7 protein-coding genes and 3 tRNA genes are annotated in these 13,749 nt (G+C 27.8%); 5 read left to right on the forward strand and 5 right to left on the reverse strand.

Going from position 1 to position 13,749, the window contains the following annotated elements; genetic code table 11:
- Positions 1–177: 177 nt before the first annotated feature.
- Entirely contained in the window at positions 178–1,155 is a 978-nt protein-coding gene (gene gutQ / locus QMA81_02965; GenBank protein WHL25229.1) for an arabinose-5-phosphate isomerase GutQ, read from the forward strand.
- A 77-nt stretch (positions 1,156–1,232) separates the two neighbouring features.
- Here the strand turns inward: gutQ and QMA81_02970 are convergent.
- Positions 1,233–1,305: transfer RNA gene (locus tag QMA81_02970), tRNA-Asn, on the reverse strand.
- A 214-nt stretch (positions 1,306–1,519) separates the two neighbouring features.
- On the opposite strand from QMA81_02970, the gene QMA81_02975 reads away from it, so the two are divergent.
- Positions 1,520–1,609: transfer RNA gene (locus QMA81_02975), tRNA-Ser, on the forward strand.
- 588 nt (positions 1,610–2,197) lie between these two features.
- Here QMA81_02975 and QMA81_02980 read toward each other — a convergent pair.
- Positions 2,198–2,290 (reverse strand) — tRNA-Ser (locus QMA81_02980).
- Positions 2,291–2,491: 201 nt separating this feature from the next.
- Complete coding sequence (gene mdtH, locus QMA81_02985) at positions 2,492–3,715, reverse strand: multidrug efflux MFS transporter MdtH (protein ID WHL25230.1); 1,224 nt, start codon at positions 3,713–3,715, stop codon at positions 2,492–2,494.
- A 618-nt stretch (positions 3,716–4,333) separates the two neighbouring features.
- On the opposite strand from mdtH, the gene murJ reads away from it, so the two are divergent.
- On the forward strand, positions 4,334–5,875 hold the full coding sequence (gene murJ / locus QMA81_02990; GenBank protein ID WHL25231.1) for a murein biosynthesis integral membrane protein MurJ: 1,542 nt from the start codon (positions 4,334–4,336) through the stop codon (positions 5,873–5,875).
- Positions 5,876–5,909: 34 nt separating this feature from the next.
- Here murJ and argS read toward each other — a convergent pair whose 3' ends face one another.
- A complete protein-coding gene (gene argS, locus QMA81_02995) occupies positions 5,910–7,655 on the reverse strand; it encodes an arginine--tRNA ligase (GenBank protein WHL25232.1) in 1,746 nt (581 codons plus the stop codon).
- 619 nt (positions 7,656–8,274) lie between these two features.
- On the opposite strand from argS, the gene aspS reads away from it, so the two are divergent.
- Positions 8,275–9,999 (forward strand): aspartate--tRNA ligase, encoded by a 1,725-nt coding sequence (gene aspS / locus QMA81_03000; GenBank protein ID WHL25233.1) that lies wholly within the window; start codon positions 8,275–8,277, stop codon positions 9,997–9,999.
- A 283-nt stretch (positions 10,000–10,282) separates the two neighbouring features.
- The gene (gene mepM / locus QMA81_03005) at positions 10,283–11,644 is read left to right on the forward strand and encodes a murein DD-endopeptidase MepM (protein WHL25234.1); all 1,362 of its coding nucleotides are present in this window, start codon (positions 10,283–10,285) and stop codon (positions 11,642–11,644) included.
- Positions 11,645–11,777: 133 nt separating this feature from the next.
- On the opposite strand, the gene pyk is transcribed toward mepM, so the two are convergent.
- Positions 11,778–13,220 carry a pyruvate kinase gene (pyk, locus tag QMA81_03010; GenBank protein WHL25235.1) on the reverse strand — a complete coding sequence of 481 codons (1,443 nt, stop codon included), beginning with the start codon at positions 13,218–13,220 and terminating at the stop codon, positions 11,778–11,780.
- Positions 13,221–13,749 lie beyond the last annotated feature (529 nt).

Raw genomic sequence — 13,749 nt, forward strand, 5'->3', positions numbered from 1 at the left:
TTATTGTGTATCTTAGTTGGGTTTAAATAAATGAATATAAATATGTTTTGAGTATTTGTTATTTTATATAATACCCATAGAAATATATTTTCTAATGTTAGCTGAAGGATTTCATTTATATTCAATAATGTGAGTTATTTAACAGTGTTATAGTTTGAAATTGATTATTTAATAATTATGGTAATAGTTAATGATGCATTACTGTTAGAATTTGCTAAAGAAACTTTAAAGATCGAAATTAACGAAGCTCAAAGCATGTTAGATAGGTTAGATGAAAGCATTGTTTTTGCTTGTCATATATTATTGAATTGTACAGGAAAGGTTGCGGTTTCTGGTATAGGTAAGTCAGGACACATTGGAAAAAAAATTGCTGCTTCTTTATCAAGTACAGGTACTCCTGCTTTTTTTGTTCATCCTGCAGAAGCTTTGCATGGTGATTTAGGTATGATTGGAACACAAGATGTGGTTATATTTATTTCTTATTCGGGTCGTGCTTGTGAAATAATGACTTTAATGCCATTCTTGTCAGAAATCGGAATTCCTGTAATTGCATTTACTGGTGATGTTAGCTCTCCTTTAGCTAAAGGAGCTACATGTGTTCTTAATATTAAAATAAAAAGAGAAGCTTGCCCTATGGAATTAGCTCCTACTTCTAGTGCAGTTAACACTTTAATGATGGGGGATGCATTGACAATGGCTCTTATGAGATATAGAGGGTTTAGTTTAGAACAATTTGCTAGATCTCACCCAGGAGGTATATTAGGAGCTCAATTACTCAATTGTGTGCATCACTTAATGCGTACTGGGGAACATATTTCAAAAGTTTTTTGGGAGGTAACAGTAATGGACGCAATGTTTGAATTAAGTCGTACTGGGCTTGGATTAACTGCTGTATGTGACAATAATATTCGTGTTATAGGAGTGTTTACTGACGGAGATTTAAGACGTTGGATGGTTAAAGGTAAGTCTCTTGATGATCCAATTGATATTGCTATGACTAAACCTGGGTACCGTATTCCAAAAGAATGGCACGCGAGTGCGGCATTAAAAGCGTTATATCAACGAAAAATAGCTGCGGCACCAGTGGTGGATAAATCTGGAATATTGGTAGGTTCAATCAATATACATGATTTACACCAAGCCATAATAGAGTGAGTAATTTAGTTTTAATTTTAATGAACTAAAATATAAAATAACTAAAATTATGTAAAAAATATTTTTAGTTATTTTGACTCCCCTGACTGGATTCGAACCAGTGACATACGGATTAACAGTCCGTTGTTCTACCAACTGAACTACAGAGGAACCAATAAATTGGATCAATACTATATATTAATATATTTAATAATACAAGCGCTTAATGACAATTGGGCGAATTAGTAAGATACGTGATATGATAATGGGAAAACTGTATATATCATTACCACATTTAATAGTTAGATCATGTTTATTATTTTGTGGTATTTTCATGTGTTATTTTCTATATGAAAGAATATAAGATTCTTTATATTTTTGATAGGGAGAGATGCCGGAGTGGTTGAACGGAGCGGTTTCGAAAACCGTTTTAAAGAAATAATGTCTTTCAAGGGTTCGAATCCCTTTCTCTCCGTCATTTTTTGAGAGTATAAATATTAATAAATGCTTATTATGATATTTAATGTTATGTTGGAATATGATGATTCGTATTTAATTAAAATAATTAAATAATTGATGATGAAATTCATATTGGTTTGTATTAGTTTTATTTTTTGATAATGTCAATGTGTATAATATTATTATTTATTGTTGTATTACAATATGTTTAAGATTTTTTTATTGTTTTGTTGTAGATATAAAATGATAAGGGATATTATTTTGGTTAGTTATGGTTTATATATTTATATGACATCATTCATGTATAGGTAAATTGAAACAAATAATATAATTTATTTGTGATCAATTTAAAGGATGATTGTATATTTTTATGTTTTATGAAGTAAATATTATGGATTTAGTTTTTATTTTTATAAAAATATCTGGTTTTATTATATATAGATCGCAAGAAGATGATTTTTATAAATATTACAAATAGAATAATGATGTAATTACTTTTATTTTATTTAGTAATTAAAATTGATTTTTGTTAATTTGCAGGTATATATAAATTTTAATTTTTATAAAATTTAATAACTGATTTTAATTTATATAGTTATGGTAGTGGCGGTGAGGAAGGGATTCGAACCCTTGATACATAAATTATGTGTATACATGCTTTCCAGGCACGCTCCTTAAGCCACTCGGACACCTCACCATGAAATAAATAATATTATTCTGAAATAATTATAAAATTTTTGTTTATTTCGGGTTAAGTATGATTAAGTTAATTTAATCTGTTGTTTGCTAGTATCGATTAAATGTATTAGTCTTAAATTAAGCATTAAAAATTTTTTAGTATTCCAAAAGTTAAGTGATATAGTAAGGCATATTTTATACGATAACTATATATTTTTAGTTATAGTTTACGTTTCTTATTATTTTTATTATTAAGTAAAGATTGAAAAGAATAATATTTGAATTGAAAATATAATCCTAATAAAGTAATTAAACCGATTATACTCAGAACGATCCAAGGTAATTGCATAAAATTTTGTGCTTTACCAATATCATATAACCATCCGCTGCCGCTATAACCTACAGTACCTCCCAAAGCTAAGCTCAGTTTACTAAAACCTATGTAACTGCTACGTGCCTTGTAATCTGTTAGTAAAGCCACTAAAGTTTCTCTCGCAGGTTCAGCAATAATAGAACCTATGTAGAATAAGCTAATTAGAATTAATAGCATATGTAAGTTTTTAACTAACCCAATGGGAAATAAACTAATAATAATAGTTACTAACCCTACCATTAAGCGGGTTTCTAATTTGAAATATTTTTCACTCCACCAAGTTATAGGAATAATCAATAATAAAGACAAAATTGCTTCTATGATATACATCCACTTTATATATGATAGTTGTCCAGATACTTCATGAATACGAATAGGTAACATTAACATTACTTGAGCTGATAAGATATAATATCCGGTTAAGGTAAAAACAAAAATTATAAATCTTTGATTATTAAGTACTTTTTTTATACCTTCTAGTAATGAATCATGGGAACTAGAAATTTTGTATGCAGGTAATCGCCAGGCGTTAAAAACTCCAGCGATAAAAAATAATGTTGCTCCGGTAAAGCATACTAATTTAAAGTCATATTGTAATAACCATGTGCCTAGTACAATACCTATGATAGCACACATGCTGTCTTCTAGCATTAATACAGAATAAAATCTCCCTAATTCCCATGGGCGAACTAATTTAATTACAAGGGCAGTGCGTGGTGGATCAAATAATGTTCCACCTAATGCAGATAATACACATGATAAACATAATAACGTGGGAGTATTTGCAATACTCATTATAATAAATCCTAAAGTACGCATAAATAATCCGGATACGATCATGGGTTTTGCGCCTAATTTATCAGCGAAGGCACCGCTAAAAATTCCTAATCCTTGTTGAATAAATTGCCGTAATCCTAAAGCAAATCCTACTAAAAAAGCTCCCCATCCTAGTTGTTCGACAAAATATATTGAAATAAGTGGGAAAACAACATAAAAACCTACAACTACAAACATATTATCTATAATTAAAAAATATTTACCTAGTCTTCTGGCTTGCGATATTGTATACATGGGTCCTCGTTTGTGTATTTTGTATACATTTTTGTTTACTGTGTGTATTAAAAATATTTTTAATAGTTGTATGTTTTTATTTTTAATCACAGTGTAAATTAATATGTATTTTATATTTTTCATGAAACATTTAAATACATAAATATAATATTTGTGTATGTTTATCTTTTATATATTTTGTTCCAAATATAATACTTAATAATAAAAGTGATTATCTTTACTAAAGATTGCTAATATGTGTAAATATTTATGTTACACATAGTTAACCAGTTTTATAGTAAATTTTAAAGAAAGCATTTTAAGCGGTCATTTTTTAAAAATATATAGCATAAGCAATATGGCTTTTGTTATTAGTTATTTTTAATAACTACCATGTTTTGTGCGCATCAGTATATGTACTACATTATAACAGAGATATATAATAATTGTAGTTTATATATACGTTCTATTGGTATTTTAAATATATGATTCTAAAATCAAAATATTTTCAAAATAATATTATTGTTTATAGAACTGGTTGTTATAAGTTATGTAACTCAGCGCAATTTTTTAATTTGTGATGAAAATTATCTTTGAATAATACTATATTTATACTGAATTTTTGAAAATTTTAATATAATGAATCTGTTAAAGTCGCTGACTTCAATGAGTTTTATAACTATGTTATCTCGTATTTTGGGTTTTATTAGAGATACTATTATAGCTCGAATGTTTGGCGCCAGTGTCATGACAGATGCGTTTTTCATTGCTTTTAAATTACCTAATTTATTAAGACGTATTTTTGCTGAAGGAGTGTTTTATCAAGTTTTTTTGCCTATATTATCAGAATATCGATGTCGTGATAGTGAAGAAGAAATACGAGTATTTATTTCTAGAGTCTCTGGTGTGTTAATATTTATGGTAACTATTGTAGTTGTAATTGGGTTAATAACAGCTCCTTGGATTATCGCGGTTACTGCTCCAGGTTTTGATAGTTCTACAGAAAAATTTATTATGGCTATTAAAATGTTTAGAGTAATGTTTCCTTATATTTTATTAGTGTCATTGACATCATTAATGGGATCTATTTTAAATACTTGTAATTTTTTTTTAATACCATCGTTTACTCCAGTTTTTTTAAATATTAGCATGATCAGCTTTATGTTATTTGCAGAGCGTGTATATTCTCATATTCCTATCATGGGATTAGCTTGGTCAGTTATTGTAGGAGGAGTATTACAGTGCGTCTATTGTGTGCTGTTTTTAAAAAAAATTAATATGTTAGTTATTCCAAAAATGCAATTTCATGATAGTAGAGTATGTAAAACATATAGATCAATGGTTCCTGCTATAATTTCTGTTTCAAGTAGTCAGATATCGTTAGTTATTAATACCATTCTTGCTTCTTTTTTGAGCGATGGTGCTATTTCTTGGATGTATTATGCTGATAGATTAATGGAGTTACCCATTGGAGTTTTTGGTGTAACGTTAACTACTATTTTATATCCATATTTGTCTCGTTTTATTTCTAATAAAAATTATGAAGATTATTCTTGTTTGATAAATTGGGGTATTAAGTTATGTTTTATACTAAGTTTACCTAGTGCTGTTATTTTAGGAGTTTTGTCGGAACCATTAATAATAACATTGTTTAAGTATGGAAAATTTTTAGAGTTTGATGTACTAATGACACAATATTCTGTCATCGCCTATGCGATAGGGTTACCTGGTTTAATTTTGGCTAAAATATTAACATCTGCTTTTTACGCACGCCATGATATTAAGACTCCAGTCTATATAATCGTTATTGTACTTGTTTTTACTCAATGTGTAAATTTAATGTGTATTCATTCATTAAAGCATGTTGTTTTTTCTTTTTCTATTAGTTTAGGGGCATGGTTAAATGCAGGGTTATTATATTGGAAATTGAAAAAAAAATATTTATTTCGATTCCAGCCTGGATGGCTGTTTTTTTGTGGCCAATTGATTGTAGCTCTTATTATATTGTGTGCAGCATGTGTAGGATTGTTAATGTATATATCTGATTGGACGCAAGGGCGTATTTTTTATAGATTAATTAGAATGATAGTTGTTTTAGTATTAGTTGGTAGTAGTTATTGTTTGACGTTATGGTGTGTAGGTATTCGTTTAAAAGATTTTATTTTTTTAAGTAGAGAATAGAGTTTTTTTATTAAATAATAGATGTGTTAGTTTATCACATATGCTTTACTGTTTTAATTCCTAATAAATTTAATCCTTTTTTTAAAATACGAACAGTAATTAATGCTAATTTTAATCTACTATATTTTATGTGTGTATTGGCTACTTTAATGATTGGACAGTGTTCATAAAAAGAAGAAAATAATACAGATAATTTATATAAATAAGAACATAACATGTGAGGGGTTCCTTGATTTGCTACTGTAGTAATTGTTTCTTCAAATTGAAGTAAACAAATTGCCAACAATTTTTCTTCTTGAGTTTCTAATTGAATATGATTTTGTTTTAGTTGAAAATCAATTTTTTTAGATCGTTCAAAAATAGAAAAAATTCTAGTACATGCATATTGTATATAGGGCGCAGTATTTCCCTCAAATTTTAACATGTTATTCCAATCGAATATATAATTTATAATACGGTTTTTTGATAATTCAGAATATTTGATAGCACCAATACTAATAATATGTGCTAGTTTATTTATTTGAGCGTATTTTAAATTGGAGTTTTTACTTAATATCAATAAACGAGCACGTTTTAAAGCTTCATCTAACAATGTTTTTAATTTTAATGCATTACCAGTTCGTGTTTTAAATGGTTTTTTGTCTTTTCCAAGTAACATACCGCATATGTGATGTTCTAATAGCACTGATTTATCTAAATAACCTGCTTTATGGGCAATTTCTTGTGCTTGCATGATATGTTGTTTTTGGCGACTATCAATATAGTAAATAATTCTGTCGGCATGCAATATTTTGCAGCGATATTTTATGCAAGCAATGTCAGTAGTGCTATATAAGTAAGCTCCATCTTTTTTTTGAATAATTACTCCGAAAGGAGTGTCATTTTTATTGTTATAATTTTTTAGAGGTACTACAATGGCTCCATTACTTGTAATTGCTAAGCCTTTATTTTTTAAATCTGATACAATATCAGGAAGCATGTTATTATAAAAACTTTCTCCTATAATATCGCTTTTTTTTAAAGTAACATTTAATCGCATGTATATATTTTGATTATTTGATATGGAGATATCTACTAAACGTTGCCATATTTGACAGCAATATTTGTTTCCTTTTTGTAATTTTAGAACATAATTTCGAGATAATTCTGCAAAATCGGGATCAATATCATACATTTTTTTAGCTTCTTGATAAAAATTCTCTAATTTAGATAATTCTATAGATTTATTTAATAAAAATTTAGGATGAACATTTTTTTCTATATAAGCAATAAGCATGCCAAATTGAGTGCCCCAATCTCCTATATGATTGGCTCTAATGACGTTATGTCCTAAAAAAGATAAAACACGAGCAACACTATCTCCTATAACAGTTGAACGTAAATGTCCAACATGCATTTCTTTTGCAATATTTGGACTAGAGTAATCAATAACAATGGTTTTTGGTGTGACCGGAGTAATACCTAAACGAGGTGCTGAAAAAATACTATTAATTTGATGAGATATCCATTTTGTGTTTAAAAATATATTAATAAATCCTGGTTGTTCAATTTTTGTTGTTTGAGCGATATTATTTAAATCGATAAGTTCTATAATTTTTTTAGCAAGTTCTTCAACAGGGATATGTAATTTTTTGGAGATATTTATTAATCCATTAACTTGATAGTCCCCAAATTTTGTTTTTGTTGATTGTTGTATTTTTATTAGATTGGAAACAGATTTATTCGTAATTAATAATAGAGCTTGGTTTATTTTTTTTAGTAAAAATGTTTGAATATTCATATAAATATTTCAAAAATATATTATCTAATAATATTAGATAATATATTAATTTCTAGTAATGTACATCATAAATTTTATTTTATAATTTCAAATATACTTTAAGGTTATTTTTATCTGTTAAGTATATTTGCTGTGTTGGATAATAATTAAGTTATATAAAATTATTTTTAAAACTAATGAAATAGTAATTGTATATGTGAGCAATATAATACACTTTATTTGTGAAAAATGAGATATTTTAGCTCTATTTTAGATAGAGAATTTGTTTTAGTTTTAATTAAATTTATTTAAATTATAATTTTATAATAAATACATAGTTTTGACTAAAATAAATGGTATATATTTTAGTCAAAACTATGTATTTAATTTTTTTTAAATATTAAAATATTACTTAATTGATATCTTCAAGATAAGTTACGATTGACTGCAATAAATTTAAGTATGGTTCAGAATGAGTATTTTGTAATCTTGAGAAATGATTAATATAACATCAGACAATGTTTTTATTTGTATGAATTATTAAAATTAAAAATATATATGCATATATATATAATGTTTTTGATATGATTTTTTTAAATATATTTTATGCAATTAAACATTTATGATTAGAGGAATTTGTATGCGTACTGCATATTGTGGGCAATTAAATTTGTCTCATGTTGGATTAGAAGTTACGTTATGTGGTTGGGTAAGTAAGTATCGTAATCTTGGCGGGTTAATATTTATTGATTTACGTGATAGAGAAGGATATATACAAGTCTATTTTGATGTTAATCAAAATAGAAAAATGTGCATATCTGCAACTACATTGAAACAAGAATTTTGTATTCAGTTAACAGGAATCGTTCGTGCACGACCTAAAAATCAAATTAATAGAAATATGTTTACTGGCGCTGTTGAAATAGCTGCAAAAATTTTTAGTATTCTTAATACTTCTGAGCCATTACCATTAGATATTAATCATAATAATATTGAAGAAAATAGATTAAAATATCGTTATCTTGATTTAAGACGTCCGGTTATGTTACATCGCATAAAAACTCGATCGCGTATTATCTCAATTGTTCATCGTTTTATGGAATTAGAAGGATTTTTAAATATTGAGACACCAATGTTAACAAAAGTTACTCCAGAAGGTTCGCGTAATTATATTGTTCCTAGTAGATTGCATATGGGTAAAAGTTATGCTTTGCCTCAGTCACCTCAGATATTTAAGCAATTATTAATGGTTGCTGGATTTGATAGATATTATCAAATTACTAAATGTTTTAGAGATGAGGATTTACGTGCGGATCGTCAACCAGAGTTTACTCAAATAGATATTGAAACTTCTTTTATGTCTGCACAAAAAATACGAGAACTTATGGAGATTTTTATTCGTATTATTTGGCGTGAAATTTTAAATGTAGAATTAGGAACATTTCCTCAGTTGACGTATTCTGAAGTAATTCAACGTTTTGGATCTGATACCCCAGATTTAAGAAATCCAATAGAAATGATTGATATATCATATTTATTTAAATCATGCCGAAATAGGCTATCTTTTATTCACAAAAATAATATTGATATTCAAGTAATAGTGATGAAAGTGCCTAATGGTGGAAAATTGACGCAAAGACAGATTGATGAATATATTTATTATGCTAAAAAATGTGGTTTGCAGGAATTAATGTGGATTAAGGTTTTTCAATATAATAATGGTAATGCTAAAAAAGAAATGAATGGATCATTTATTGATTTTTTAGATAATTCAGTATTGGATATTATTTTAGAAAAAACTGATACTAAAGATGGTGATATTTTATTTTTTGGATTGAGTGAGGACAAAAATAAATCTATTACAAAAATATTAAGCCCTTTAAGATCTAAATTAGGTAATGATCTTTGTTTAATTAAAAAAGATTCTTGGGCTCCGTTGTGGATAATAGATTTTCCAATGTTTAAAAAGAACAGCTATGGTCAACTTGTATCTATGCATCATATTTTTACTTCTCCAAAAAATTGTGATATTTACGATTTACAGAAAGATCCGTTATTAGCGATTTCAGAAGCTTATGATATGGTTGTTAATGGGTGCGAAGTTGGTAGTGGATCGGTTCGCATTCATTTATTTAATGTACAACAAGCAGTATTTAATATTTTAGGTATCACTCAAAATGAACAGCAAGAAAAATTTGGGTATTTAATGAATGCTTTAAAATATGGAGCGCCTCCACATGCTGGTTTAGCATTTGGTTTAGATCGTTTAACTATGCTGTTAACTGGAGTTAAGAGTATTCGAGAGGTTATTGCATTTCCTAAGACTACAGCAGCAATAGATTTAATGGTTAATGCACCTGATTAATATATGTAATTAAGTAGTTGGTTCAATATCATAGTATTTTATGTAGTACAGTTGTTAACTATATTTTAAAAAGTGTTTAAGGAAGCTATTTTTAGATATTTTAAAATATAAAAAGTGATAAATGGATCATTTAGTTTTCATATTATTTTAGATAGATTTTTAGGTAATGTGATTTTTAAAAGGTAGTGTTATTAGTGTTAAAGTTTTTATTCTTTTTATATTTTCTTTTGGTTTTTATTAAGTATCATTTTCTTTGTTATAAATCGTAATATAAGGTTATTAATTGGTGTGTAGTATTATAGTTCGTTCTATTAAGTTATTATATCGTTATTTGCATAAATGTTATTTTATAATGTCATCTATATTGCTACTAACCATTATAGTGATGTCTATTTGGAAATTTTTTATTCCATATGCATTTAATGGTAATAAAAAAAATTTTAATAAGGAATTTTATCTTAAGAAAGATGAGTCTAATAAATCTGAAATTATAAAAAATGAAAAATTTTGCAATAATGCAACAATGTATTTTGATATTTTAAAGAAACACTTATATTTTAATAAATTATCGAAAGAAATAAATGTATATAATTATATAGTATGTCCAGATGATGTTTTGAGTGAAATTTTAATAAAATATAGTAGTGATGGTGTTGATGCTTCTGGGATTTCGCTTTTATTACAACAGCATCCAATACTTAATAAGTTAGAAACAGGACAAATACTTTCTTGGATGATAATTACAAAAAAAAAATTACAATGTTTGGTTTGGGATATTTTTCCACAGGAAACTCGTATATATAATCGGATTCATGCTAGTTTTACAGAAGGCATTATTAGACTCTTAAATCAATTAAATAATGGTTTATATCCTGCAATTTTATTTATAGGTGAATTAAATGGAACATTTATCGATAGCGCTCGTTCTTTAGGTATAGAAGAAAATTATATTGTAGATATAAGTAATGCATTACAATATCAATTAGATTTTAGAAAATTGCGTAAAGGGGATAAGTTTGCGGTATTAATATCAATAATGATGGATAGTAACCATAATATTAAAAGTAAATTACTAGGGGCAAGATTATATACTTCTGGTAAAAACTATTATATTTTTCGCGCAAATAATGGTAAATTTTATGATAGTGAGGCTGTAAGATTAGAAGGGAGTTTTATACGATTTCCCACATTAAAACCATTTCGTATATCTTCTAATTTTAATTTAAACAGATTAAATCCTGTAACCGGACAAGTATCTCCCCATGCTGGGGTTGATTTTGCTGTTCCTATTGGAACTCCAGTTTTTTCGGTAGGAGATGGAGAGGTTATTGTAAGCACATATAGTAAAATTGCTGGTAATTATATAACAATTAGACACAGTTGTCATTGTATGACTCGATATATGCATTTAAAAAAATTACTAGTTATACCTGGACAAAAAGTTAAACGAGGTGACAATATAGCATTGTCTGGTAATACAGGTCGGTCAACAGGTCCTCATTTGCATTTTGAAATATGGATTAATCGTCGTCCCGTCAATCCATTAACTACTAAGATTTTAAATCTTGATAAATTATTAGGAAATGAACGTATAATATATTTAAATCAAGTAAAAGATATTATTCCAAAACTACGTTTTGATTAGAGGGATTTTTGTGATATTTGATCAATAATGAGGATCTGAGTTTGATAATAAGTAAATATTATATATTGTATATGTGAGGATGTAATATGTGTATTTTTAAAATTAATTTCCAGGAATATTGAGATAAAAATAATTATTCTACTTGTAAAATATGACTGACATTCATCATGTCACATTTGTTGTATACGTCGTTTTGTATCATAACTACTAACTCTCCAGACGTGAGAAATCCTTTATCACGTAATAAATTTCTGGCATATTTGGCGTCTATCATATTGTCGCCTGTTCGATTAAAATAAATAGGAATAACTCCTTTATAAAGAGTAACTATATTTAAGGTGCGTTTGTGTTGGGACAATGCAAAAATAGGTAATTTTGAATTGATACGAGACATCAATAATGTAGTGTTTTCAAATTCAGTTAGAGCAATAACAGCGCTTACTCCTTCTAAGTGATTAGCAGTATACATCGCTGACATGGCTATAATTTCTTCGATGTTATTAAATTTTTTTTGATTGGTGTGTGTTGAAAAATTGACGTTTGAAATTTTTTCTGCGCCTAGGCAGACATTTGCTACTGTTGCTACAGTTTCAGATGGATATTGACCTGTAGCAGTTTCAGCAGATAACATAATTGCATCAGTGCCATCTAATACTGCATTAGCTACATCCATTACTTCTGCACGAGTAGGCATAGAATTATGAACCATAGATTCCATCATTTGGGTTGCAGTAATTACTGCTCGATTAAGAGCACATGCTCTTTTTATTATCTTTTTTTGAACACCTACTAGCTCTGGTTCTCCAATTTCTACTCCTAAATCTCCTCTGGCTACCATGACAGCATCTGATGCATGAATAATATCATCTATTGTTTCATCGGATGCCACCACTTCTGCACGTTCTATTTTAGAAACAATTTTTGCGTGACTACCAGCATCTACAACTAATTTTCGAGCAAAATTTAAATCTATGCTGCTACGTGGAAATGATATTGCTAGATAGTCCACTCCAATTTTAGCTGCAGTCATAATATCGATTTTGTCTTTATTTGTTAATACTTTTGCTGCAAGTCCACCTCCTAATTTGTTTAGTCCTTTATGATTAGTTAAAATACCTCCAATAATTACTTTAGTATAAATTTTAGTATTATGGATGGTTATTACTTTTAGCTGAATTTTCCCATCATCTAATAGAAGTAAATCTCCTGAGCGTACGTCTTGTGCTAGTTCTTCATAATCAACACCTACGCATTTATGATCATTTATATTGTTCGTCAGCATAGCATCAATTAAAAAATTATCCCCAGATTTTAAATATATTTTGTTACCTTGAAAAGTTGAAATACGGATTTTAGGGCCTTGTAAATCTCCAAGAATAGCGACGTATTTGCTTAGTTTTGAGGCAATCTCGCGTACTTTTTTTGCGCGGATAAAGTGTTCTTTTGTTTCTCCATGGGAGAAATTTAGTCGTACTATATTTGCTCCTGAAACAATTATTTTCTCAAGGTTGTTATCCTTATCTGTAGCAGGTCCTAGAGTAGCGATAATTTTAGTTCTTCTTAATTGGCAAGGCATGATAATTCCTTATGGACTGAAATATAAACAACAAATATTAAAGAATGATGAATAATCATCATGTTATCAACATATGATAATTTTTACTATTTTACATTAAATCTTAATATGTTATATGGTAGTTTTATACATAGTATATAATCTATTTTAAATATCTATGAAATAATCTATTAATAATTTTGTAAATATTAATAGTGCAAGGGCATAACTAAATTTGATATTGCAGAATGCATAATTAATCATGTTGAATAGACATATAGATGTTTTGGTTGCAACTGAATACCATTATCTTTAAGATAAATAAATTCTTTAATTATAAATAAACTTGTGATACGGTGGTTTGGTTATGATGGATAGATATTATACTTATTTATGACAATATTTAAATATATTAGGTTTTAGAATAAGTAGTTTAATTGCATATTTTAAAATTATGTTGATGCTGTGCAAATATAAAGTTAACTGGTATTAGACAGACTCCATGTGTGAGATTTAATTTTTATGGGCTTTGATTTGATATTTAATCAAC

It is taken from the genome of Candidatus Blochmannia vicinus, assembly GCA_030020825.1.
Classification (GTDB): domain Bacteria; phylum Pseudomonadota; class Gammaproteobacteria; order Enterobacterales; family Enterobacteriaceae; genus Blochmanniella; species Blochmanniella vicinus_A.

Excerpts from the sequence above, each read along its gene's own strand:
- gutQ (WHL25229.1), top strand. The coding sequence starts at position 178 with ATGGTAATAGTTAATGATGCATTACTGTTAGAATTTGCTAAAGAAACT.
- mdtH (WHL25230.1), bottom strand. The coding sequence starts at position 3,715 with ATGTATACAATATCGCAAGCCAGAAGACTAGGTAAATATTTTTTAATT.
- murJ (WHL25231.1), top strand. The coding sequence starts at position 4,334 with ATGAATCTGTTAAAGTCGCTGACTTCAATGAGTTTTATAACTATGTTA.
- argS (WHL25232.1), bottom strand. The coding sequence starts at position 7,655 with ATGAATATTCAAACATTTTTACTAAAAAAAATAAACCAAGCTCTATTA.
- aspS (WHL25233.1), top strand. The coding sequence starts at position 8,275 with ATGCGTACTGCATATTGTGGGCAATTAAATTTGTCTCATGTTGGATTA.
- pyk (WHL25235.1), bottom strand. The coding sequence starts at position 13,220 with ATGCCTTGCCAATTAAGAAGAACTAAAATTATCGCTACTCTAGGACCT.